At 69.7% G+C, this 22441-nt stretch carries 23 protein-coding genes and 2 pseudogenes; 10 read left to right on the top strand and 15 right to left on the bottom strand.

The annotated features are described in order from the left end of the window. Nucleotides 1–4 precede the first annotated feature (4 nt). Nucleotides 5–1909: an AMP-dependent synthetase/ligase gene (locus AB0D57_RS03400; protein ID WP_362066479.1), complete on the bottom strand. Its 1905-nt coding sequence runs from the start codon at nucleotides 1907–1909 to the stop codon at nucleotides 5–7. A 301-nt stretch (nucleotides 1910–2210) separates the two neighbouring features. Between AB0D57_RS03400 and AB0D57_RS03405 the strand changes: the two genes are divergently transcribed. Continuing rightward, complete coding sequence (locus tag AB0D57_RS03405) at nucleotides 2211–3098, top strand: MaoC/PaaZ C-terminal domain-containing protein (protein WP_362066481.1); 888 nt, start codon at nucleotides 2211–2213, stop codon at nucleotides 3096–3098. On the opposite strand, the gene AB0D57_RS03410 is transcribed toward AB0D57_RS03405, so the two are convergent. From AB0D57_RS03410 to AB0D57_RS03435, 6 genes are all read right to left on the bottom strand, one after another. Continuing rightward, nucleotides 3040–3681 carry a TetR/AcrR family transcriptional regulator gene (locus AB0D57_RS03410; RefSeq protein WP_362066483.1) on the bottom strand — a complete coding sequence of 214 codons (642 nt, stop codon included), beginning with the start codon at nucleotides 3679–3681 and terminating at the stop codon, nucleotides 3040–3042. The genes AB0D57_RS03405 and AB0D57_RS03410 overlap by 59 nt on opposite strands. Before the next feature lie 472 nt (nucleotides 3682–4153). Further along, nucleotides 4154–4456 (bottom strand): DUF4229 domain-containing protein, encoded by a 303-nt coding sequence (locus AB0D57_RS03415; RefSeq protein WP_362066485.1) that lies wholly within the window; start codon nucleotides 4454–4456, stop codon nucleotides 4154–4156. Nucleotides 4457–4548: 92 nt separating this feature from the next. Continuing rightward, nucleotides 4549–5103 carry a GNAT family N-acetyltransferase gene (locus tag AB0D57_RS03420; RefSeq protein ID WP_362066487.1) on the bottom strand — a complete coding sequence of 185 codons (555 nt, stop codon included), beginning with the start codon at nucleotides 5101–5103 and terminating at the stop codon, nucleotides 4549–4551. Between the two features lie 47 nt (nucleotides 5104–5150). After that, nucleotides 5151–6314, bottom strand: a complete 1164-nt coding sequence (gene mqnE / locus AB0D57_RS03425; RefSeq protein ID WP_362066489.1) for an aminofutalosine synthase MqnE — start codon at nucleotides 6312–6314, stop codon at nucleotides 5151–5153. Nucleotides 6315–6399: 85 nt separating this feature from the next. Next, on the bottom strand, nucleotides 6400–6855 hold the full coding sequence (locus tag AB0D57_RS03430) for an Lrp/AsnC family transcriptional regulator (protein ID WP_362066491.1): 456 nt from the start codon (nucleotides 6853–6855) through the stop codon (nucleotides 6400–6402). Nucleotides 6856–6957: 102 nt separating this feature from the next. Continuing rightward, on the bottom strand, nucleotides 6958–7632 hold the full coding sequence (locus tag AB0D57_RS03435) for a UbiX family flavin prenyltransferase (protein WP_362066493.1): 675 nt from the start codon (nucleotides 7630–7632) through the stop codon (nucleotides 6958–6960). A gap of 326 nt (nucleotides 7633–7958) precedes the next feature. Here AB0D57_RS03435 and AB0D57_RS03440 point away from each other — a divergent pair, with 326 nt between their 5' ends. Beyond that, complete coding sequence (locus tag AB0D57_RS03440) at nucleotides 7959–9041, top strand: transposase (protein ID WP_362066495.1); 1083 nt, start codon at nucleotides 7959–7961, stop codon at nucleotides 9039–9041. 21 nt (nucleotides 9042–9062) lie between these two features. Beyond that, nucleotides 9063–9260, top strand: a pseudogene (locus AB0D57_RS03445) (RNA-guided endonuclease TnpB family protein); the annotation flags it as partial. 17 nt (nucleotides 9261–9277) lie between these two features. Here the strand turns inward: AB0D57_RS03445 and mqnP are convergent. Together mqnP and AB0D57_RS03455 are read right to left on the bottom strand one after the other, a co-directional pair. Next, a complete protein-coding gene (mqnP, locus tag AB0D57_RS03450; RefSeq protein WP_362066497.1) occupies nucleotides 9278–10180 on the bottom strand; it encodes a menaquinone biosynthesis prenyltransferase MqnP in 903 nt (300 codons plus the stop codon). Then, nucleotides 10180–11631: a menaquinone biosynthesis decarboxylase gene (locus AB0D57_RS03455; RefSeq protein WP_362066499.1), complete on the bottom strand. Its 1452-nt coding sequence runs from the start codon at nucleotides 11629–11631 to the stop codon at nucleotides 10180–10182. Before AB0D57_RS03455 ends, mqnP begins: the two co-directional genes overlap by 1 nt. Nucleotides 11632–11878: 247 nt before the next feature. Between AB0D57_RS03455 and AB0D57_RS03460 the strand changes: the two genes are divergently transcribed. Continuing rightward, entirely contained in the window at nucleotides 11879–12277 is a 399-nt protein-coding gene (locus AB0D57_RS03460) for a PLD nuclease N-terminal domain-containing protein (protein WP_362066501.1), read from the top strand. A 10-nt stretch (nucleotides 12278–12287) separates the two neighbouring features. Continuing rightward, nucleotides 12288–13184 carry a LysR family transcriptional regulator gene (locus tag AB0D57_RS03465; protein ID WP_362066503.1) on the top strand — a complete coding sequence of 299 codons (897 nt, stop codon included), beginning with the start codon at nucleotides 12288–12290 and terminating at the stop codon, nucleotides 13182–13184. Here AB0D57_RS03465 and AB0D57_RS03470 read toward each other — a convergent pair. From AB0D57_RS03470 to AB0D57_RS03480, 3 genes and pseudogenes are all read right to left on the bottom strand, one after another. After that, nucleotides 13072–14070: a DMT family transporter gene (locus tag AB0D57_RS03470; protein ID WP_362066679.1), complete on the bottom strand. Its 999-nt coding sequence runs from the start codon at nucleotides 14068–14070 to the stop codon at nucleotides 13072–13074. The genes AB0D57_RS03465 and AB0D57_RS03470 overlap by 113 nt on opposite strands. Before the next feature lie 382 nt (nucleotides 14071–14452). Continuing rightward, a pseudogene (locus AB0D57_RS03475) lies at nucleotides 14453–14637 on the bottom strand (helix-turn-helix domain-containing protein); the annotation flags it as partial. Nucleotides 14638–14784: 147 nt separating this feature from the next. Next, entirely contained in the window at nucleotides 14785–15678 is an 894-nt protein-coding gene (locus tag AB0D57_RS03480; protein ID WP_362066505.1) for a LysR substrate-binding domain-containing protein, read from the bottom strand. Nucleotides 15679–15802: 124 nt separating this feature from the next. Here AB0D57_RS03480 and AB0D57_RS03485 point away from each other — a divergent pair, with 124 nt between their 5' ends. Together AB0D57_RS03485 and AB0D57_RS03490 are read left to right on the top strand one after the other, a co-directional pair. Next, nucleotides 15803–16783, top strand: coding sequence for an FAD-dependent oxidoreductase (locus AB0D57_RS03485; RefSeq protein ID WP_362066507.1), 981 nt, complete (start codon nucleotides 15803–15805; stop codon nucleotides 16781–16783). Nucleotides 16784–16808: 25 nt separating this feature from the next. Continuing rightward, nucleotides 16809–18050 carry a WD40 repeat domain-containing protein gene (locus tag AB0D57_RS03490; protein ID WP_362066509.1) on the top strand — a complete coding sequence of 414 codons (1242 nt, stop codon included), beginning with the start codon at nucleotides 16809–16811 and terminating at the stop codon, nucleotides 18048–18050. Between the two features lie 42 nt (nucleotides 18051–18092). Here AB0D57_RS03490 and AB0D57_RS03495 read toward each other — a convergent pair whose 3' ends face one another. Both AB0D57_RS03495 and AB0D57_RS03500 read right to left on the bottom strand, forming a co-directional pair. After that, nucleotides 18093–18212, bottom strand: coding sequence for a DUF397 domain-containing protein (locus AB0D57_RS03495; protein WP_362066511.1), 120 nt, complete (start codon nucleotides 18210–18212; stop codon nucleotides 18093–18095). After that, entirely contained in the window at nucleotides 18163–19113 is a 951-nt protein-coding gene (locus AB0D57_RS03500; RefSeq protein WP_362066513.1) for a helix-turn-helix transcriptional regulator, read from the bottom strand. Before AB0D57_RS03500 ends, AB0D57_RS03495 begins: the two co-directional genes overlap by 50 nt. Nucleotides 19114–19223: 110 nt before the next feature. On the opposite strand from AB0D57_RS03500, the gene AB0D57_RS03505 reads away from it, so the two are divergent. Then, nucleotides 19224–19634 carry a hypothetical protein gene (locus tag AB0D57_RS03505; protein ID WP_362066515.1) on the top strand — a complete coding sequence of 137 codons (411 nt, stop codon included), beginning with the start codon at nucleotides 19224–19226 and terminating at the stop codon, nucleotides 19632–19634. 32 nt (nucleotides 19635–19666) lie between these two features. Here AB0D57_RS03505 and AB0D57_RS03510 read toward each other — a convergent pair whose 3' ends face one another. Beyond that, the gene (locus tag AB0D57_RS03510; protein WP_362066517.1) at nucleotides 19667–20629 is read right to left on the bottom strand and encodes a LysR family transcriptional regulator; all 963 of its coding nucleotides are present in this window, start codon (nucleotides 20627–20629) and stop codon (nucleotides 19667–19669) included. A gap of 271 nt (nucleotides 20630–20900) precedes the next feature. On the opposite strand from AB0D57_RS03510, the gene AB0D57_RS03515 reads away from it, so the two are divergent. Together AB0D57_RS03515 and AB0D57_RS03520 are read left to right on the top strand one after the other, a co-directional pair. After that, nucleotides 20901–21359, top strand: coding sequence for a nucleoside deaminase (locus tag AB0D57_RS03515; protein ID WP_362066519.1), 459 nt, complete (start codon nucleotides 20901–20903; stop codon nucleotides 21357–21359). After that, nucleotides 21340–22317, top strand: coding sequence for a 2-oxoglutarate and iron-dependent oxygenase domain-containing protein (locus tag AB0D57_RS03520; RefSeq protein WP_362066521.1), 978 nt, complete (start codon nucleotides 21340–21342; stop codon nucleotides 22315–22317). Before AB0D57_RS03515 ends, AB0D57_RS03520 begins: the two co-directional genes overlap by 20 nt. The last annotated feature ends 124 nt before the right edge of the window (nucleotides 22318–22441 follow it).

Raw genomic sequence — 22441 nt, forward strand, 5'->3', positions numbered from 1 at the left:
GACCCTAGCGCACGTACAACTCCTCGATCTCCTTGCTGAAGTCCCGTTCGACCGCCTCCCTCTTGAGCTTCATGGTGGGGGTCACATGGCCCGCCTCCTCCGTGAAGTCCACCGGGAGGACGGCGAAGCGGCGAATGGACTCGGGCCGGGAGACGAGTTTGTTGGCCTCGTCGACGGCGCGCTGGATGATGTCCCGCAACTCCGGGTCGTCGACGAGGAGTTCGGGTGGTACGGGGTGCTTGCCGATCATCTGACGCCAGTGGGTGATGCCGTTGAGGTCGAGGGTGATGAGAGCGGTGACGTAGGGGCGGCGGTCGCCCAGGACGATGGCCTGCGCGATCAGCGGGTGTGAGCGGAGCCAGTTCTCCAGGGGCGCGGGGGCCACGCTCTTGCCGCCCGCGGTGATCAGGATCTCCTTCTTGCGGCCGGTGATGGTCAGATAGCCGCCGTCGTCCAGCTCGCCGATGTCACCGGTCGCGAACCAGCCGTCCGGGGCCGCGTCGACCACACCGCCCGCCTGCGGATCCCAGTACCCGCGGAACACCTGCCCGCCGCTCAGCAGTACCTCGCCGTCCCCGGCTATCCGCACCCGGGTGCCCGGCAACGGCCAGCCCACCGTCCCCAGCCGGGGTTTGAGCGGCGGCGTGACCGTCGCGGCCCCCGTCACCTCCGTCAGGCCGTATCCCTCGTAGACCTCGATGCCGGCGCCCGCGTAGAACGCGGCGAGGCGGCGGCCGAGCGGGGAGCCGCCGCAGATCGCGTAACGGACCTTGCCGCCCAGGGCGTTGCGGATACGGCGGTAGACGAGCGGGTCGTACAGGGCGCGGGCCGCCCGCTGGGAGCGCGAGGGGCCCGGGCCCGTGCCGTGCTGCCGGGCCTCGACCGCTTCCCCGAAACGGCCGGCGATGCCCGCCGCCCGGTCGAAGGACGAGCCGCGGCCCATCTTCTCGGCCGTTGCCCGGCCGGTGTTGTAGACCTTCTCCAGGACGTACGGGATGGCCAGCAGGACGGTCGGTCTGAAGCTCGCCAGGTCCGCCAGCAGGTCATCGGTTCGCAGGCTCGGCGCATGCCCCAGCCGCACCCGCGCCCGCAGACAGGCGATCGCGACCATCCGCCCGAAGACGTGCGAGAGGGGAAGGAAGAGGAGCATGGACGCGGGGTCCGACGTCTTCGCCTTGAAAATGGGGTAGAGCAGGTCGATCGCGTTGTCGATCTCGGCGAAGAAGTTGCCGTGGGTGAGCACACAGCCCTTGGGGCGGCCGGTCGTGCCCGAGGTGTAGATGAGGGTGGCGAGCGTGGCGGGACCCAACACCCCACGGCGTACGGCGACTTCCTGGTCGGGGATGTCCTGGCCCAGCTCGGCCAGCCGCTCCACATGCCCCTTCTCGAAGACCCACATGTGCCGCAGGTCGGGGATCCGGTCGCGTTCCGGGCCGATCGCGGCGGCCTGCGCGACGGTCTCGGTGGCGAGGGCGACCGCCCCCGAGTCCTGGAGGATCCAGCGGACCTGGAAGAGGGAGGACGTGGGGTAGATGGGGACGGTGACCAGGCCCGCCGCCCAGGCCGCGAAGTCCAGCAGCGTCCACTCGTACGTCGTCCGCGCCATGATCGCGAGCCGGTCCCCGGGGACCAGGCCCTCGGCGATCAGCCCCTTGGCGACCGCCAGCACCTGTGCGGCGAACTCGGACGCGGTCACGTCCTGCCATGCGCCGTCGGGGCCCTTGCGGCTGAGGACCGCCTCCCCGGGTGCCGTGATCGCGTTGTCGAACGGGATGTCCGCGAGGGAGCCATGGGTCACCTCGCCCACGAGCGGTGGCACGGCCACCTCGCGCACGACTCCGTCCAGCCGCCTGATCTCGGGCTCCACGAGGGTGGGTGCGGAGGAGTACGGGCTGGACGGGCTGGACATGGGGCGGCTCCTTGTCTGCCGGGGCCAGGGTGACGTGAGGTGCTAAAGCCTCATACGGGCCTGGGGGGTGGGGGGTTCATGCGAGAGCATGTGAGGCATTCGTGGCAGGGGTGACTCGGGATCGTACGGCGCCGGGGTGTGGGGTTTGTGGGTGTCCGGGGCGGGCGGGGTGCGAGTTACCCGACGCGCCGGCAAAGGTTCGGCCTCGAGCGCCGGACGGGCTGAACACCCTGCCTAACATGCCCTTACCCTGGGTAACCTTACTCTGGAGTACATACATGTCCGAGCTGGGAGTTGGACCATGGCCGACCGCTCTTCCCCCGCCCTGACCCCCCTCCTGGCGCAAGGCGCCCTGCTCTCCCCGTTCAAGCGCCCGCGCTCCGGCGCCGAAGTCCACCCGAGCCGCCTCGTCCTGCGCGGCGTCCGCATCGATGTCGCCCGGCTCGCCAGGTACGAGCGGGTCTGCGGGTTCGCCACGGGGGTGGACGCCCTGCCGGTCACGTACCCGCATGTTCTCGGGTTTCCGCTCGCCATGCGGATCATGGCGAGCCGCTCGTTCCCGCTGCCGCTGCTGGGGCTCGTCCACACCTCGATCGAGATCAGGCAGCGGCAGGAGCTGGCCGCCACCGGCGCGTACGAACTCGGCGTGCGGGTCGAGGGATTGGCGCCGCACCGACGCGGTACCGAGGCCGCCGTGGTGACCGAGGCACGAGTCGACGGCGTGCTGGTGTGGGAGTCGAGGAGTACGTATCTCGCCCGGCACCGGACAACCACCGGGGTGCGCACGCCCGAGCGGGCCCCCGATGAGAGCAAACCCCTTCCCGTCCGCGCGGAATGGCGTCTCGGCGGCGATGTCGGGCGGCGGTACGGCGCCGTCTCCGGCGACCGCAACCCCATCCACCTGCACCCGCTCGCCGCCCGCCTGTTCGGCTTCCGGCGCGCCATCGCCCACGGCATGTGGACCGTCGCCCGTTGCCTCGCCGAACACGGCCCGCAGTCCGCGGTGCGCGTCCACGCCGACTTCAGGGCCCCCGTGCTCCTCCCGGGCACCGTCGCCTACGCCGCCGACGGCCCCGCCTTCGCACTCCGCGGACCGGGCGCGGGTCCGGGCGAACGCCCCCTTCTCCACCTCACCGGAGAGATCCACCCCCTGCTTCCTGCGGAGCCGACCAGGGCCGGTCCTCCATGAGGTTGCCGAGGCCCGCCCACGCGAAGTTCATCAAGGTCGCCGCCGCCTGCCTGGCCGAGACGCCGGGGGCGGCGTTCGCCCAGGCGGCGAGGGACTCGGCGGCGCCGACCAGGGCCTCGGCCAGCCCGGCCACCTCGCGCTCCGGGAGATTCGGGTCACGGTGTGCCTCGCGGGCGGCGACCACGATCAACTCCGTGACGAAGGCGACGAGTTCCTCGCGCATCGCGGCGACCTCGGCGGCGAAGGGTTCACCGTGCGTACGGGCCTGGAGGTGCAGGACCGCCCAGCCGTCGGGGTTCTCCGCGGTGTGCGTGAAGAACGCCCGCAGCCCTTCCCAGAGTTGGCGGTCGGCGGGCAGGCCGGGGTGCACGCCCGCGCGGACGGCGGCGGTGAGTGCGGTCGCCTCGCGGCGGATGCAGGCGGTGAAGAGGTCTTCCTTGGAGTTCAGGTACAAGTACACCAGCGGCTTCGACACGCCCGCGAAATCGGCGATCTCATCCATGGAAGCGGCGCGGTAACCCCGTTGACCGAAGGTGCGCACGGCCGCGTCCAGCATCTGCTGTTCACGTACCGCACGTGGCATCCGCTTGCTCTTCACCGGGTTCTTCCGAGGATGCCTCGGCCTTCAGGCCGGGGAGGAATCGGACTCCTGCGGAGCAGGGCAGGAAACGGGATTTCGCCCCCAGGGCGAAACACCGTCCACCTGATCGGGTAGGCTGCGCGCCGTGCGTTGCGAGAACCAAGCGCGTACACCGTGCTGATCGAGAGCCAAGACAGCACATGCACCTCCAAGCTTTGCCCTGTCAAACCGGGCTGGTTTCAACCCGGCTGGTGTTGATCGTGGAAGACCTGTCGGGTCGCTGACCCGCAGGCAGCGTGAGCCAGGAATCCCCCTGCTTCAGCTGGGGGAGGATTCAATGCACCCATACGCCACAGCCTAGGCCCGCGGCCCCGGGGCCTGATTTCGACGGCCCCGGTTGCCGTGTTTTCGTCCGACCGGGCCAGGCCCCGCGTCTGCGGCATGGTCCGCCGGACAGGCCCTCGGCCGACAGGGCCTAAGAGGCCTGACCCTGCGCCCGCGCCGCTTCGTCGACCGCGTCGTCCTCCTGGTTGCGGTTCGCGTTCAGGTTCGCCTTCGCCCGGTCCACCCGCTCCACGATCTGGACCGACGCGCGGTCACGCTCCTTGCGCAGGACCACGTAGCTGATCGGTGCGGAGAGCACGAGCGAGAGCAGCACGATCCACATGCCGTTGGACGATCCCAGGCCGCGCGGGGCGATACCCGAGTAGACGAGGCCCCAGACGACCACGAAGCAGCCCACGAGGATACCCAGGCGCATCAGTGTGTAGCGGAGCATCTCAATCCACTCTTCCGTTTCGAACCGCCGGAACATTCCCAAAATCCACCGTCCAGTGAAGCACGACGACGGCACGATCTTGCAGGCGGGCCTCAGTCACCCACGCGTCGGTCACCCTGCGGGAGGGGCAGCAACAGCATGATGTCCTCGCGGTCGTCACCGGGGGCGACCCGGATGGCGTCGGGGACACGGCCCACCTCCTTGTAACCGGCGGCGGCGTAGAAGCGCTCCAGGCCCATGCCGCCCCGGCAGGTGAGCCGGAGCGCCTCCAGGCCCAGCGAGCGGGCCTCGTCCTCGGCCGCGCGGAGCAGGGCTGCGCCGTAGCCGCGGCCCTGGAGGGCGGGGTCGACCATGACGGTGTAGAGCCAGGCCCAGTGACGCATCAGGGGGTGGTCGTTGAAGGCGAGGAACGCGGTGGCTGCGAGCCGGCCGTCGGCGGTGAAGGCGGCCACGAGGCGGGTGCGGCCGTCGGCTATCGCGGTGAGGTGGTCCTCGACCCGGGGCCGTATGTCGGCGGGCGTCACCGGCGGCACGAAGCCGACCGCACCTCCCGCGTCGGTGACATCCGTCCAGAGGGTGAGCAACTGGTCGGGCAGGGGGTGGGTCGGCTTCGTGTCCCGCGTGAAGACGGTGAAAGTCAGTGGCACAAGCACCGAGGGTAGAACGCCGAGGGTGGGACGCCGGGGTCAGGGCGTCAGACGCGCATCGGCTGCGGGGACTCCCTGCGCGCCGGGTCCGGACCGTCGTACTCGCGGATGATCTCGTACCGCGTGTTCCGCTCCACCGGCCGGAAGCCCGCGTCGCGGATCAGGTCGAGCAGGTCCTCGCGGGTCAGCTTGTTCGGCGTGCCGTAGTTGTCGGCGTCGTGCGTGATCTTGTACTCGACGACCGAGCCGTCCATGTCGTCGGCGCCGTGCTGGAGGGCGAGTTGCGCGGTCTGGACGCCGTGCATGACCCAGAACACCTTGACGTGCGGGACGTTGTCGAACAACAGCCTGGACACCGCGAAGGTCTTCAGGGCCTCGGCGCCGGTCGCCATCTGGGTGCGTGCCTGAAGGCGGTTGCGGACCTTGCCGTCCTTCATGTCCACGAAGTCGTGCTGGTAGCGCAGCGGGATGAAGACCTGGAAGCCGTTCGTCTCGTCCTGCAGCTCACGCAGACGCAGGACGTGGTCGACCCGGTGCCGGGGCTCCTCGATGTGCCCGTACAGCATCGTGCACGGGGTCTTGAGCCCCTTCTCGTGCGCGAGCCGGTGGATGCGCGACCAGTCCTCCCAATGCGTCCGGTGGTCGACGATGTGCTGTCGGACCTCCCAGTCGAAGATCTCCGCGCCGCCGCCGGTGAGGGACTCCAGACCGGCCTCGATCAGCTCGTCCAGGATGTCGGAGGCCGACATGCCGGAGATCGTCTCGAAGTGGTGGATCTCCGTCGCCGTGAACGCCTTCAGCGAGACGTTCGGCAGCGCCTTCTTCAACTCGCTGAGCGACCGCGGGTAGTACCGCCACGGCAGGTTCGGGTGCAGGCCGTTGACGATGTGCAGCTCGGTGAGGTTGTCGTTCTCCATCGCCTTGGCGAGGCGGACGGCCTCCTCGATGCGCATCGTGTACGCGTCCTTCTCGCCCGGCTTGCGCTGGAACGAGCAGTACGCGCAGGACGCGGTGCACACGTTCGTCATGTTGAGGTGGCGGTTGACGTTGAAGTGGACGACGTCGCCGTTCTTCCTCGTCCGCACCTCGTGGGCGAGACCGCCGAGCCAGGCCAGGTCGTCCGACTCGTAGAGTGCGATGCCGTCCTCGCGGGTCAGCCGCTCACCGGCCCGGACCTTGTCCTCCAGCTCGCGCTTGAGCCCGACATCCATGCCTTTACCTCTCCTCGTGACGAACCGTCCCAACCGTACTCCCCCACCCTTCGGGCGGGCGGTGCCCCCATACGGCGCTCCGCGCCTAGTGCTCCTCAGGCAGCTCACCCACCCGGTTCTCCCACTTCGTGGAGAGCACGATCGTCGTACGGGTCCGGGAGACGCCCTTCGTTCCGGACAGCCGTCGGATGGTCTTCTCCAGACCGTCCACATCGCTCGCCCGCACCTTGAGCATGAACGAGTCGTCGCCCGCGATGAACCAGCAGTCCTCGATCTCGCTGAGGTCCCGCAGCCGGTGGGCCACGTCCTCGTGGTCGGCGGCGTCGGAGAGCGAGATGCCGATGAGGGCCGTGACGCCGAGGCCGAGCGAGGCGGAGTCGACGGTGGCGCGGTAGCCGGTGATGACACCGGCCGCCTCCAGCCGGTTGATGCGGTCGGTGACGCTGGGCCCCGACAGACCGACTAGGCGCCCCAGCTCCGCGTAGGAGGCCCGGCCGTTCTCTCTCAGGGCCTGGATGAGCTGCCTGTCCACCGCGTCCATGCGATCGCTAGCCTTCCGCTGAAGTATGTGTGAGTCGTGGGTGGTGCGATGTTGCCCGGTGCTGCTCAGGTCGTACGTGCTGCTCAGGTCGTACGGTGCTGCTCAGGTCGTACGGGAGCCGCCGCCGAGTTCGCCCTCCCACCGGCGGTACAGCCGGTGCCCGACGCCCGCCGCGTCCAGCACCCGCCCGGCCACGAAGTCCACCAGGTCCTGAATGTGCGTGGCCCCCGCGTAGAACGCCGGCGAGGCGGGCAGCACGGTCGCTCCCGCGTCGTCCAGGGAGACCAGATGCCGCAGCGTCTGCCCGTTCAGCGGGGTCTCCCGCACGGCGACGACCAGCTTGCGCCCCTCCTTGAGCGTCACACTCGCGGCGCGCTGCAACAGGTCCTTCGAGAGCCCAAGGGCGACTCCGGCCACACAGGCCGTCGAGGCGGGCACGATGAGCATGCCCTTCGCGGGGTACGAGCCCGAGGACGGCCCCGCCGCCAGGTCGCCAGCGCTCCAGTGCCGTACGTCGTCAAGGGGTACGTCAAAGACGCCGGGCTTTCCGTCGGCGCCCCGCGCGAGCCATTCCCGCAGGTCGTCCCGCCAGTGGGCGTCGCGGAAGGGGAGGCCGGTCTCGTCGAGCAGAGTGAGCCGGGAGGCCCTGCTGACGACCAGGTCGACGCTCTCCCCCGCTGTCAGAAGGGCACGCAGCACAGCGGCCGCGTACGGCGTACCGGAGGCGCCCGACACCCCCACGATCCAAGGCGTGCGCTGTGTTTCTCCTGCGTTCACACCCTGATGCTACCGGCGAGTCGGACGACGCTCAGGACCGGCCGGACGCCTTCGGGTCCACCTGGCTTTCGGGCAGGGTGCCCGGTCCTTCAGGGCCGGGGTGAATGCCCGCTCCCGCGGAGCGGGGCAGGGGTAGCCGGATCGCCGTCAGGGCGATCCGGCGTCGTCCGGGATGTGGAGGGTGGCCGCGGACGGGTGGTGGTGACGGGGAGTCGAGGGTCCGGGGCCGGTGGTTGATGGTCGGCGGTGGGTGGGGTGTTCACTCGCACGGGTGATGGTGATCGATGGTGTGCGCGGGCGGGGAATGTGTGGTCTACGTTCACGGCATGGCACGGTTTCGGATGTACCCGACGAGCGAGCAGGAGCGGCAGATGCTGCTGCACTGCGCGCACGCGAGGTACATGTGGAACCTCGCCGTGGAACAGCATGCGCACTGGAAGCCGGGCCGCAGGTCCGCGCCCTCCTTCGCCGAGCAGTGCCGTCAGCTCACCGAGGCCCGGCGCGACAACGAGTGGCTGGCGGCCGGGAACGCCGACGTGCAGCAACAGGCGCTGAAGGACTTCGCGAAGGCCAAGAACGCCCGCTTCACCTCCGGGTTCGGCGAGCCGACCTGGCGCAAAAGGTTCAAGCACGAGGGCTTCCGCGTCATCGGCACCGACCGCGCCCCCGAGTACGACGACGACGGCACGGCGAAGCTGAACCCGAAGACCGGCAGGCAGGTCATGGGCCGCTCGGTGGTCGTGCGGAAGCTGAACCGGCGGTGGGCGCAGGTCAAGGTGCCCGGCTGCGGCTGGGTCCGCTTCCGCCTCAGTGCCCAGGGAAAGGGAGCGAAGCTCCCCAGCGCGAAGACGTTCAGGGTCACCTTCCGTAACGGGCAGTGGCATGCCGCGTTCGCCGTCATCCCTGAGCCGGTGCCCGCGCCCGGCACCGGTGAGGTCATCGGCATCGACCGCGGCGTCACCATCACCGCCGCCCTCTCCGACGGGCGGAAACTGAACTGCCCGCAGCTCACCGCTCGGGAGCGCGCCCAGATCCGCAAGCACCAGCGGCGCGCCGCCCGCGCACCCAGCGGCAGCGAGCGGAAGACCGCCGCCTACGCGGCCGTCGCCCGCCTCAAGGCGCGGGAGGCGAACCGCCGCAAGGACTGGTGCGAGAAGACCAGCACCCTGCTCGCCCGCACCTACGACCTGATCCGGTTCGAGAAGCTGGACATCAGGAACATGACCCGCTCCGCGAGGGGCACCGTGGAGCAGCCCGGCAGGAACGTGGCGCAGAAGACGGGGCTGAACCGGGGCATCCTCGCCCAGGGCTGGGGCCTGCTCCGGCAGCGCACTGGGCACAAAGCCCCTGGTCGGGTCGAGGATGTGCCAGCCCCGTACACGTCTCTGCGGTGCAGTGCCTGCGGGTGAACCGACAAGAAGTCGCGCAAGAGCCAAGCCGACTTCGAGTGCGTGTCCTGCGGCTTCACCTGTAACGCGGACACCAATGCAGCATCCAACGTCGCGGCAGGACAGGGCGGGATCCCCCGCCCCCGGCGAACAGCCGGTGCCGGAGGGACGACACCGCCCACGCGGTCGAAGAACGTCCGTGAACCTCAACCCAAACCGGTTGGAATCCCCCTCTTTTAAGAGGGGGAGGATGTCAATCAGACGGTCAGACCCCGCACCAGCAGATCGAGCAGCGCGCACACGAACAGGCTGATCCCGATGAAACCGTTCGTCGAGAAGAACGCCCGGTTCAGGCGGGACAGGTCGTGCGGCTTGACGATGGAGTGCTCGTAGAGGAAGGCGCCCGCGACGATGACCAGGCCGAACCAGAAGAACGCACCCGCGTCGGTGGCGAGGGCGTACCAGACGAGGAGCGCCGTGGTGATGGCGTGGCAGACGCGGGCGCCCCGGATCGCGGCCGGGATCCCGAAGCGCGCCGGTACCGACATCACGCCGACCTCGCGGTCCGTCTCGACGTCCTGGCAGGCATAGATGAGATCGAAGCCGCCGATCCAGATCCCGACGGCGAGCCCCAGGATCACCGCGTCCCAGGACCACTCGCCGGTGATGGCCAGCCAGCCGCCGACCGGGCCCATGGCCTGGGCGAGACCCAGGATGGCCTGCGGAAAGTTCGTGAACCGCTTGCCGTACGGGTACACCACCATCGGGATCACCGCGATGGGCGCCAGGGCGAGGCACAGGGGGTTCAGGAGGGCGGCCGCGCCGAGGAAGAAGACCAGGGCCACCAGCGCGCCCGTCCAGGCGTGCTTCACCGTCATCGCGCCCGTGACCAACTCACGGTGGGCGGTACGGGGGTTGCGGGCATCGATCTCACGGTCGATGATCCGGTTCGCCGCCATCGCGAAGGTGCGCAGCCCGACCATCGCGATCGTGACGAGCAGCAGCCGGCCCCAGTGGATGTTCTCGTCCATCTGGAACATCGCGGTCAGCGCGGCGATGTAGGCGAAGGGCAGCGCGAACACCGAGTGCTCGATCATGACGAGGCGGAGGAACGCCTTGGTGCGCCCCGGCTGCGGGATCGCGGCTGATGCGCTGCTCACTAGAGTCCGTACTCCTTCCAGCGGCGGTCGACCGTCGCCGCCGTCTCCGGGTCGGACAGCACCATCTCCGGCCACCCCCCGTCCCGCGTGTACCCCTCCTCGGGCCACTTCCGCGTCGCGTCGATGCCCGCCTTGCCGCCCCAGAACTGCTGGTAGGAGGCGTGGTCGAGGTGATCGACCGGCCCTTCGACGACGGTGAGATCGCGGGCGTAGTCCGTGTTGCCGAGCGCCCGCCACGCGACCTCGTGCAGATCGTGGACGTCGCAGTCCGAGTCGACGACCACGATGAGCTTCGTCAGCGACATCATGTGCGCGCCCCAGACAGCGTGCATCACCTTTTGGGCGTGCTTGGGGTACTTCTTGTCGATCGCCACGATCGCACAGTTGTGGAAGCCGCCCGCTTCGGGGAGGTGGTAGTCCACGATGTCCGGCACGATGATCTTCAGGAGGGGGAGGAAGAACCGCTCCGTCGCCCGGCCCAGCGGTCCGTCCTCCGTCGGGGGACGGCCTACGACGATCGACTGAAGCAGCGGCCGCTTCCGCATCGTGACGCAGTCGATCGTCAGCGCGGGGAACGGCTCCTGCGGCGTGTAGAACCCGGTGTGATCACCGAACGGCCCCTCGGGCAGCATCTCGCCCGGCTCCAGCCAGCCTTCGAGTACGACCTCGGCGTTCGCGGGCACCTGCAACGGCACCGTCTTGCAGTCCACCATCTCGATCCGCTTGCCCTGGATGAACCCGGCGAACAGGTACTCGTCGATGTCACCGGGCAGCGGGGCCGTCGAGGCGTACGTCACGGCGGGCGGGCACCCGAAGGCGATCGCGACCGGCAGCCGCTCGCCCCGCCGCGCCGCGACCTGGTAGTGGTTGCGGCTGTCCTTGTGGATCTGCCAGTGCATGCCGATGGTGCGCTTGTCGTGGCGCTGGAGGCGGTAGAGCCCGAGGTTGCGGATGCCGGACTCGGGGTCCTTGGTGTGAGTCAGCCCGAGGTTGAAGAAGGAGCCGCCGTCCTGAGGCCAGGTGAAGAGCGCGGGGAGGGCGTCGAGGTCGACGTCGTCACCCCGCAAGACCACCTCCTGGACCGGCGCCTCCTTGACCTTCCTCGGCGGTACGTGGGTCATCGCGCCGAGCTTCCCGAAAGCCTCGCGGACACCGACGAACCCGTGCGGCAGCTCGGGCTTGAGCAGCCCGCCGATCTTCTCGCTGATCTCGCCGTACGACTTCAGCCCCAGGGCCTTCAACAGCCGCCGGTCGGTCCCGAACACGTTCATGGCGAGCGGCATCGCCGAACCGCGCACGTTCTCGAAGAGCAGCGCGGGTCCACCCGCCTTCTGCACCCGGTCGACGATCTCCCCGACCTCCAGATACGGGTCGACCTCGGCCTTGATGCGCTTGAGGTCACCCTCGCGCTCCAGTGCCCGGAGCAGGGAGCGAAGATCGTCGTAAGCCATGCGTCCCAGTATCGCCGAGGCTCACGCGGCGACTGCGCGCGCCCCACCGTCGGCGGGTGGGAGGTGTTTCGTCCCCGCCGCCCCTACCACCGGCGGGGCCTGGGGAGGTGCCTGGGGCGGAGCCCCTGCAAGGGGCCCAGGGGACAGAGCCCCCGGGATGCAACGGCGGAGCCCGACGCCGCTAACCTGGCCGCGTCACCGGGGTCTTACGCCGCCCCGCCGTCGCTCACTGGGGGATCGTTCGGCCATGCTCAGGTATCTGCCGTTCCTGCTGGTCCTGGCACTGTGGATCTACGCCTTCATCGACTGCCTGAACACGCCCGAGGAAGAGGTCCGGGGCCTGCCGAAGGTGGTGTGGGTGATCATTATTCTGCTCTTCGGCGAGGTGCTGGTCGGGCCGATCGCCTGGCTCGTCGCGGGCAAGGGGCGCAAAGGGCCGGCGGGCGGTTCCACGCCGTCCGAGTGGCACCGCAACCAGCGCACGCAGTACGTCGCTCCCGACGACAACCCCGAGTTCCTCAACTCGCTCAAGGCCGAGAACCGCAAGGACGAGGCGCTTCTGAAGGACTGGGAGGCCGACCTGCGACGCCGTGAGGAGGAGCTGAAGCGGCGGGAGCGGGACAGCACGTCCGACGACGAGGCGTGAGGGTCCCGACATGGAGCTGAGACTCCTCGTGACCTTCGAGAAGGTCGCGACCGTGCTGAGCTTCACGCAGGCCGCGACCGAGCTGAAGTACGCCCAGTCCAGTGTGACCAGCCAGATCCGCGCCCTGGAATCCTCGCTCGGCACGGAGCTCTTCGACCGGCTCGGCAGCCGCATCCGGCTGACGGAGGCGGGCGAGCGGCTGCTCCCCTACGCCCGGCAGATCATCGAGCTGAGCGAGGAGGCGCGGGCGGCCGTCGTCGGCGCGCAGGAGCCGAGCGGCACGCTGACCGTCGGCACGATGGAGTCGCTGACCTCGTACCGCCTGCTGCCGCTGCTGGAGCTGTTCCACCACCGCTACCCCGGGGTGCGGCTGTCGCTGCGTACGACCATCGGCGACGAGACCCGTCAGGCGCTGCGGCAGGGGACGTACGACGTCGGCTTCCTGATGGAGGAAGAGACCGAGCACCCGGGTCTGGAGGTCGACGTGCTGGCGGTGGAGCCGCTGGCGCTGGTCGCGGCGCCGGGCCATCCGCTGGCGGGCAAGGCGGCGGTCACGGCCGATCTCGTACGGGAGTCGCTGCTCGCGACCGAACCCGGCTGCGCCTACCGGGACTTGTTCGAGCGGGAGGTCAACTCCCTTGCCCCGCAGCCGGTTTCCTTCACGGAGTTCGGCACCATCGAGGCGACCAAACGCGCCGCGGCGGCCGGTCTCGGGATCGCGCTGCTGCCCGAGGTGACGGTCGCCGCGGAGGTGGCGGACGGGAGTCTCGTACGGCTGGCCTGGGAGCCGCCGTTCACACTTCGGACCCAGTTGGCGTGGCGGGCCGGGAAGCGGCTTCCGGCGCATGTGCGGCTGTTCGTGGAGCAGGCGCGGCGGCTGGTGCGGGAGCAGACTTCGCCAGCGTGACCTTCAGGCTCGCCGTCACGATCAGCGGGACACCGAGCGCCTGGACGAGGCCGATGTGGTGCCCGTACACCGCCCAGTCCATGACCATCGCGACCGCCGGGTAGGTGAAGGCGAGGACGGCGATCTTGGCGGTCGGGAGCTTGGCGTACGCCGAGTACATGAGGACGTACATCAGGCCCGTGTGGATGAGCCCCAGCCCGGCCAGCCAGCCCCACCCCGCCGCGCCCGTCCCGCGCATCGCGCCGAAGTCGGCGAAGGGGAGCAGCAGGGGGATGCCGACGAGGACCTGGACCAGGGCGATGAGGTGCGGGCGGACGCCGGTGATGCGCTTGGTGACCAGGGTGGACAGGCCGTAGAGGAGCGCGGCGAGCAGGGCCTGGCCGATGCCGAGGAGGTAGGTGCTGTCGCCGCCGGTGAAGTCGCTGGGGCGGATGCCGGAGACCAGGATCAGGCCCGCGAAGGCCAGCGCGATCCAGCCCACCTTCCCGGCCGTCAGGCGCTCGCGGAAGAGGAGGGCGCCGAGCAGGACCACGTAGAACGGCTGTGTGTGGTAGACGACGGTCGCCACGGAGATCGACGTGTTCTCGTACGACTGGAAGAGGAACACCCAGTTGAAGACGATGAACACCCCGCCCAGTGCGGCGAGTCCGAGCGTGCGCGGGGTGAAGCCGTGGCCGCGGAACCAGCCGCGGGCGGCGACGTACGAGCCGAGCGCCAGGGCGCCGAACAGGACGCGGAAGAAGACGACGTTGAAGGGGGACGCTCCGGACTCGACGACGAAGACGCCGAGCGTGCCGGAGAGGATCATGGCGGCGGTGAGCTGGGCGGTGCCCTTGCGCTCGAGGTTCGCGGAGGCGCCTTTGAGGGTTTTGGAAGTGGGAGTCATCGAGGTCATGGCCCGAAGGTAGGAGCGGGGGCCGGGCGTGGTCCACGAGCCAGTGGGGCGTCCTGCCGATGGGCCCATCGGCGCCTTCGATACCGCTTCGGGGCGGGTGCGCCGCCCCTACAAGGTGTACGTCCGTGTGCCTCCCGAAACGGACAATGCGCCTCTGGCCGGGTGCGGCGGTCCCCCGGACACTTACGGTGCATGACGACCGCTCCCGCCGACACCACCGCACCGATCGCCCCCGAGTACGGCGACAGAGTCATCGCCGCGGTCGTCGCCCTCATCGGCGCGGCGTCGGCGACGATCGCGGCCTCCGAGGGAGCGACCCCGACGGCCGCGTTCGCCGGCGGCGCTGTACGCGGCACTCCGGCGCAGGCGCTGGTCAGGGCCTGTCCGGCGGTTCCTCGCGCAGGACGAGCGCGAGGAGGCCGGGGAAGCGGGCGTCGAACTCCTCGCGACGTAGCCGGTTGACGCGCTTGGGCCCCTCGTCGCGCTGCTCGACGAGCCCGGCGCCGTGCAGCACGGCGAGATGGTGACTGAGAGCCGCTTGCCGACGGGCACGTCGAAGCACCCGACCGCACCCCCGGCACTGCAGCACTGACGACGTTTGGCAGATGTGTTCCACAGGCAGGCCGTGACACCACTGTCGTATCGCGGTCCACGCTGCCGACCTGTGGGACACATCTGCCCATTGCTGTCTGTGCTGTGCAGGGCTCAGGGGGCCGGCGGGGGCGGCCAGGGGGCGATGAGGGTCAGGAGGCGTTGGAGCGGCGGAGTGACGCGGGTCGGCTGGTAGGCCAGGGCGAGGTCCACGGTCGGCTTGGGTGCGGTCATGTGTTTGAGGCGCACGCCGGGCATGCGCAGCGCGCGGGCCCGGCCCTCGGGCACCGGGGCTATGCCCGCGCCGGAGGCGACGCTGAGGAGGAGTTGCTCGTCGTCGGGTTCTTCCCGCACGATGCTCGGTCCGCCGTCGGGCCACAGTTGCTGGACGATCCGGTCGCGCATTCCCGGGCCGTTCTCGCGAGGCCACAGGATCACGGGTTCGGTGGCGATGCGCCGTCGGGTGATCCTGCGTTCGCGGGCGAGCGGATGATCCGCGGGGACGGCCAGCAGGAGTTCCTCGCGGGCGATGTGGCGGCACTCCATGCCCGCCGTGTCCAGCGGGGGCCGGACGAAGGCGGCGTCCAGGCGTCCGGCGAGCAGTTCGGTGACATTGTGGGCCGTCCACCCCGTCTGTACGGCGAGATCCACGCCCGGGTTGTGCCTGCGGAACTCGGCGATGAGGGCGTCGACGGGGCCGCCGCGCGCGGAACGGGTGAGGGCCAGGCGCAGTTCTCCCTGCCGTCCGGCGACCGCCGCACGAATCCGCTCCTGCGACGCGGCCGCGTGGGCCAGCAGTTCGCCGGCTTCGCGGGCCACCACGTCGCCGACGGCGGTCAACGTGCAGCCCCGGTTGTTCCGTTCGATCAGCGGGGCGCCGATGTCCCGCTCGAGCGCCTTGATCTGCTGACTCAGGGCGGGCTGGGCAATGTGCAGCCGGTGCGCGGCCCGGGTGAAGTTCAACTCCTCGGCCAGCACCACGAAGTACCGCATCCGCCGCAAGTCCATCCACGGACTATAAGCGTCCCTTATCGCAAGGAACATGACTGGTCTTGGACAGTTCAACAACTCCCCGCTGACAGTGGAAACCCCTGCGGGTGCGATGCACACGCAGCAAGCACAAAGGGGAGGCATGGGCGACATGTTCGACACGGTCATCGTCGGCGCCGGAGTCATCGGGCTCACCAGCGCACTGCGACTGCAGGAGGCGGGATCCCGCGTCGCCGTGGTCACGGCCGAGCCGCCGGGCGAGACCACGTCATCGGTGGCGGCGGCCGTCTGGTACCCGACCCGCACACCGTTCGCACCACGCGTACTGGACTGGGCCACCCGCACCTTCGACGAACTCGTCCGCCAGGCCGCGGACGGTGTGCCCGGCGTGGTCATGCGCCCCACCCGGATGCTGCTGCGCGGCGAGACGCCCGACGTTCCCTGGTGGGCGGCGGCCCTTCCCGACCTGCGCGTACTGCGGACGGAGGAGGTGCGGGCCCCTTTCACCTCGGGCTGGGCGTTCACCGTTCCGTCCGTGGAGATGTCCCGCTACCTCCCGTGGCTGCAGCGACGTTTCACCGAAGCGGGCGGCACGCTGATCCGGCGCCGTATCGACTCCCTGGAGCAGGCGGGCGTATGGGCTCCCGTGGTGGTGAACGCCTCCGGCCTGGGCGCCCGTTCGCTGTGCGCGGATGCCGAAGTGCAGCCGGTGCGCGGCCAGTTGGTCCTCGTCGCCAACCCGGGGCTGCTCACGTCCGTACGGGACGAGGACAACGCCGACGGCTCCACCTACGTCCATCCCCGCAGCACGGACATCGTCCTCGGGGGCACCTTCGAGATCGGCGAGTGGGACACCACGCCGTGTCCCGCCACCGCGGCCGCGATCCTGCGCCGCTGCACCGAGCTGCTGCCGGAACTGGCGGGCGCCCCGGTCGTCGGCCACCGGGTGGGCCTGCGGCCTCATCGCAGCAGCGGCGTCCGCCTGGAGGCCGACGCCCAGCCCCCCGGCCGGGTGAAACGGTTGGTCCACAACTACGGTCACGGAGGCGCCGGAGTCACCCTGGCCTGGGGCTGCGCGGACGCCGTCACCGCCCTCGCCTTCGGGGTCGATCGGGCGGCTTGAGCACAGCGCAACTCTCGTACGGACCATGACCGTACGCACCATGACCGTACGCACCGACCGTTCGTACCGACCGTTCGTACCGCTCGCGCTCATACCGCGACAGTTCTCAAGGATCGGGTGTGCCCTGATGGAATCCGTCAAACCCGCAGACGAACCCGCGAAGATGAACACGCCCCCCGCGGTGGCAGCCGCCGAGACCCGGCCGCGCTCCGGTCGGCAGCCGGCCAAGCCCGCCCGGGTGCGGCGCCGCACGGTCCTGCTCGCCGCGCTCGGAACGGCGGCCGCCGCCACCACGGCCGGAGTGCTGCTGTCCAGATCCTCCGAAGGCACCCCTGCCCTCGGCTCCCACCGAGCCACCCTCAGCGGCCATGAGGACCAGCACGTCGTGAGCGTGACGTTCAGTCCGAACGGCAGGACGCTGGCCGCTGGTTCCGTCCTCTATTCCGCCCCCGGCACCATCGTCGGCGTCAACGGCAGCACGCTGCGGTTGTGGGACGCGGCCGAACACACCGCCACCACCTTCAGCGATCAGACCAGCGACGTGGAATCGGTGGCGTTCAGCCCGGACGGCAGGACACTGGCCGCCGCCACCGGCAACGGCGTGGAGCTGTGGAACGTGGCCGACCGCGCCAGTGCCGTCACCCTCCCCCACGCCCAGCCCGTCTTGGGCCTGGCGTTCAGCCCGGACGGCAGGAAGCTGGTCACCGGCAGCCGTGACGGCGCGGCCCGGGTGTGGGACGTGGCCACCCGCACCGTCGCCGCCACCCTCACGACCCAGGGCATGCTCGTCGTCCAGTCGGTGGCGTTCAGCCCGGACGGCAAGACGGTGGCCACCGGCAGCGCGGACCTCGGCGACAGCCCGGTGCGGCTGTGGGACGTGACCCTGGGAACCATCACCGCCGTCCTCGACGCCCCGGCCTGGCGCGGCTTCAAGCCGCTGGCGTTCAGCCCGGACGGCAGGACGCTCGCGACCGGCAGCGCCGACAAGACCGTACGGCTCTGGAACGTGGCCACAGGCGCCGTGACCGCCACCCTCACCGGCCACACCGACGACGTGACAACGGTGGCATTCAGCCCCGACGGCAAGGCACTGGCCAGCGGCAGCACCGACAAAACGGCCCGCCTGTGGGACGTGGCCACACGTACGGTCACCGCCACCCTCACCGGCCACACCGACGACGTGACAACGGTGGCATTCAGCCCCGACGGCAAGACACTGGCCACCGGCAGCTTCGACAACACGGTGCGGCTGTGGACTGCCCGATGAAGGGCCCGGACCTCACACCCGGGCCTTTTCGCGTTCCGCCGCCTACCGCACGCCCGCGACGAACGCCGCCCAGGCAGCCCGCTGGACCACAAGAAGCGGCCCGTGCGGGTTCTTACTGTCGCGGACGGGGACGACGGCGGGGAAAGCGGGGGCGATTTCCACGCAGTTGCCGCCGTCGTTGCCGCTGTAGCTGCTCTTGATCCAGGTCGCCGCGACGAGTTCGTGACTGTCCATCGTGCTCGCACCCCTCCCTCACGTCGCTGATCAGAGCGGCGGATTCGCCGGCTGACAGGATGTCCGCCCTGAGCACATCATAGGTCTGGCTGTGGCGCGTGAAGACGGCCGGATCGCCGTTGAAATGGCCACGGCCCAGCGACTCCGAGTACACCCACTCACGCCCGTCGGGCAGCTTGATCAACGACATCGCAACCTTCGGGCGAATGAGCCCGTAAAGTCCCGCCGGGGCCACCTGGATACGGATGTTGGGGCGCTGCCCGACACCCAGCAGGTGCGCGCACTGCTCACGCATGACCTCCGGACTCCCCACCGCGTTGCGCAGACAGCTCTCGTCCAGGACAGCGACGTACAACGGGCCGTCGTCGGCCAGGAAGCGCGGCTGACGGCTCAGCCGGGCCCGGACGCGTTCCTCCACCTCGTCACCGCTCGCGATCTGCGAGAACAGCGCGTGCGCGTAGTCCGGCGTCTGCAACAGACCTGGGATGACCTGCTCTTGGTACTCGCGCAGGGCCACCGCCTTCGCATCCATCTCGGCCCTGCGCTCGAACCAGTCCGGATGCTGCACCTCCGGATACCAGTCGATCCGCGCCCACAACCGCAGCAACACCCCACCCGTACCCAGTAGTTCGTCGCACTTCTTCGCGAACGCGTCCTGCGGGACCCGCGCACCCGCCTCCACCCTCGCCACCTGTGAGCGATCGCATGGGATCTGGCGGGCGAGGCTCTCCTGGGGAAGGCCGGCCGCCTCCCGGAAGTGCTTCAGCACCTCCCCGAACACGACGGCCGTGGTGGCCGCCGATCCCCCCTCGGCATTGCGTCGGCTCATGACATCCCCCTTCGTGACAGTGAGCCACTGTCACGCGTCCGGCATTGAACCCGGCCATTGCGCTGGGCAACTCTGATCACACCCAGAGTAACCAGCGAGGACGGACGCACATGACGGAAACGACGCATCCGGAGCCCGGCACGCTCGTCTACGACCCGGTGGCGTGCAAGGTGGGCGAGTACCGGGACCGGGCGGGGCCCTACGTGATGCTGCGACCCGTGGGCGGCGGGCGGGAGTGGCAGGCCGACCCGGGGCGGCTCCGCCCGGCCACGGCGGACGAGCGGCTCGCCGCCACGCTCAAGGCCGCCAACGCCCGTTCCGGACAGGCCGCCGCGACCGTACGGCACGGCGAGGACCTGAACCGACCGCCCACCCCCGTGCCCGACTGCCCGACGTGCACGGAACTCGCCGTACAGCGCGACGACGCCCGCGCCCGACGCGACGGCACCGAGGAGACCGACGCCAACGTGCTGCTGCGCCGCCACCTGCGGGCAGAGCACGGCACACCGTCCACCGGCTAGGTGTTGCCGGTCATGGCGTTAAGCGACCAGCGTCAGGTGTGTTCGATGTTTCCGTCGCTGCGGGGTGGTGTCGTTGCCCAGGATGGGCGCCAAGCCGTCGCGGGGAGCGGTGCCAGGCTTCGGAAGTGGTTGATGATTGCCCGGAGCCCTGGGTGCGGATTCGCTCGGGGGAAGATGAGCGAGAGTGGGTATGCGAGCGACGGATTCACGATCGGGATGCGGCGCAGGTCGTGGTTCGTCGGCCAGATGTACCGGTCGCGCGAGCCTACGAGGGTCGCCACGTCTGCGGAGTCCGCGAGGATGTCGAGGAGTACCTCGTTGCCGAAGTTCGGGCCCGCGGCGTCAATGCGCAGGTCGAAGTCGGTGGCTAGCTGATCGTAGAACTCTGCCCATTCGCTTCGCGGGGCGATACCCGGCACCCAGATCCGGTGCCGGCGCAGCTGGGACGGTGTCAGTGTTCGTGCGGAGGCGAGCGGGTGCCTCGGGCCGACGAGGAGTTCCAGCGGGGAGTCGAACGCGTGAATCATTTGCACGTCGCGCGGCAGTGTGGCCGGGTCGGTGACCGAGCGGAACGAGGCGTCGATATCGCCTGCTTGGACAGCGGTGACCGCCACGCGCGGGTCGTTGACCCTGAGGGTCACCACGTCGAGGTCGGTTTCGGGATGCGACCGCCAATAGTCGTGCAGGACGACGGCCTGCGCGGATCGCAGGCCGAGAACGTCGATCCGAAGGGCCCGCGAGCCCGGTCTGATCGCGGTGATGGCGCGATCGACACCCGTGACGATGTTCCGGGCGTGCGGGAGGAAAGCTTGGCCATCGAGCGTCAGCTCGACCCCTCGGGCCGTGCGGGTGAACAACCGGACGTCGAGTTCACGCTCGAGGGTTGCGATCCGCTTCGACACGGCCTGTTGCGTTACGCCGAGCTCGTCGGCCGCGTGTTGCAGCTGTCCGAGCTCGGCCGCGCGGACGAACGATCGCACCGCCTCGGTATCCATTGATCCAGCATAAACGTGCCCAACCGTTGGTTGTGGCTCGCCCGGGAGTCGGTTGTTCTATCCCGTGACGGTGCGGCCGATGTGACGCAGAGACCCAAGCATCGGTTGTCGCGAGGGGGCCTCGAACTGCTGGGCGTGCGGTAACAGCGGACGACCGCCAAGACCACCAAGGGCCCTCGCGGATTTCCGAGGTCACGCGCCGCCCTCCAGGCCAAGGAGGGATTCTTTCCGCACGTTGCCCTGGTGTTGCGGCCACAGGAGAGTGGGAGTCATGGAGCGCATCGATCAGGCACAGGCACGCGTGTGGCTCGCGACCGCCGTCGCGGAGGCACGCGCCGGGCTCGCCGAGGGCGGCATCCCCATCGGGGCGGCGCTGTACGGCGCGGACGGCACCCTCCTCGGCCGCGGCCACAACCGTCGCGTCCAGGACGACGACGCGTCGACGCACGCGGAGACGGCGGCCTTCCGCGCCGCCGGACGGCAGAAGAGTTATCGCGGTACGACCATGGTGACCACCCTCTCCCCCTGCTGGTACTGCAGCGGTCTGGTCCGGCAGTTCGGGATCTCCCGCGTCGTCATCGGCGAGGCCACCACCTTCCACGGCGGCCACGACTGGCTGGCCGAGCACGGCGTGGAGATCGTGCTGCTGGACGACCCCGAGTGCACCGCCGTGATGCGCGACTTCATCAAGAACAACCCGGCACTGTGGAATGAGGACATCGGTGAGTGAGCCCCGTATCCCGACCATCGACCTGCGGCCCTGGCTGGACGGCGACCCCGATGCGCGCACCCGCATCGCCCGCACCGTCGACGACGCCCTGCGGACCGCGGGCTTCCTCCTCGTCACCGGGCACGGCGTCGACCCCGCCCTGCGCACCCGTATCCGTGAGGCCGCCCGCGCCTTCTTCGCCCTGCCCGCCGAGACGAAGCAGCCGTACGCCGCCCAGGTCGGCGGGCGCGGCTGGCTCGGGCCGGGAGCCGAGGCGAACGGGTACTCGGAGGGTACCCAGACCCCGCCGGACCTCAAGGAGTCGCTGACGTTCGCGACGCACGAGCCGTTCGAGGACCCGGAGATCAACGCGGAGTGGTACGCGCCGAACGTGTGGCCCGCCGAGGCCCCGGAACTCCAGAAGCTGTGCGAGGAGTATCTGACGAGGATGGGCGAGCTGGAGAACCATCTCCTCGAGCTCCTCGGCGAAGCCCTCGGCCTGGAGCCCGACTTCTTCACCCGGCACATGGACCATCCCACCTACGGCTTCAACATCAACTGGTACCCGGGGAGGGAGGTCATCGGCGAGCCCCAGCCGGGACAGTTCCGTATCGGCCCGCACACCGACTTCGGCACGGTCACGATCCTCGACCGGCAGGCGGGCAAGGGGGGTCTCCAGGTCTACACGGACGAGGGAGGCTGGGAGGACGCGCCCTTCGACCCGGACGCGTTCACGATCAACATCGGTGACCTGATGGCCCGTTGGACCGGAGACAGGTGGCGTTCGGGCCGGCACCGCGTGCTGCCGCCGCCCGCCGACGCGCCCGCCGAGGAGCTGATGTCCCTCGTCTACTTCGGGGAGTGCACACCGGGGACGGTCGTGGAGTCCGTGCCCGCTCCGGTGGGCCGCGTCGCGTACCTGCCCGTGGACTCTCACGTGTATCTGCGCGAAAAGCTGGACTCGATCACCGTCGGATAGGTGCGATGGGGTTCGGGAACGCTGCGGAAAACTTTCGTAACCAAACGGACATCGCCAGCCCTAGTCCGAACCAACTCCCCCTCTTTACCCTGGTGTTGATACACCTCACAGCAGCATAAGCAGG

Origin of the sequence: Streptomyces sp. NPDC048275 (assembly GCF_040652275.1) — a bacterium.
In the GTDB taxonomy this organism is placed as follows: domain Bacteria; phylum Actinomycetota; class Actinomycetes; order Streptomycetales; family Streptomycetaceae; genus Streptomyces.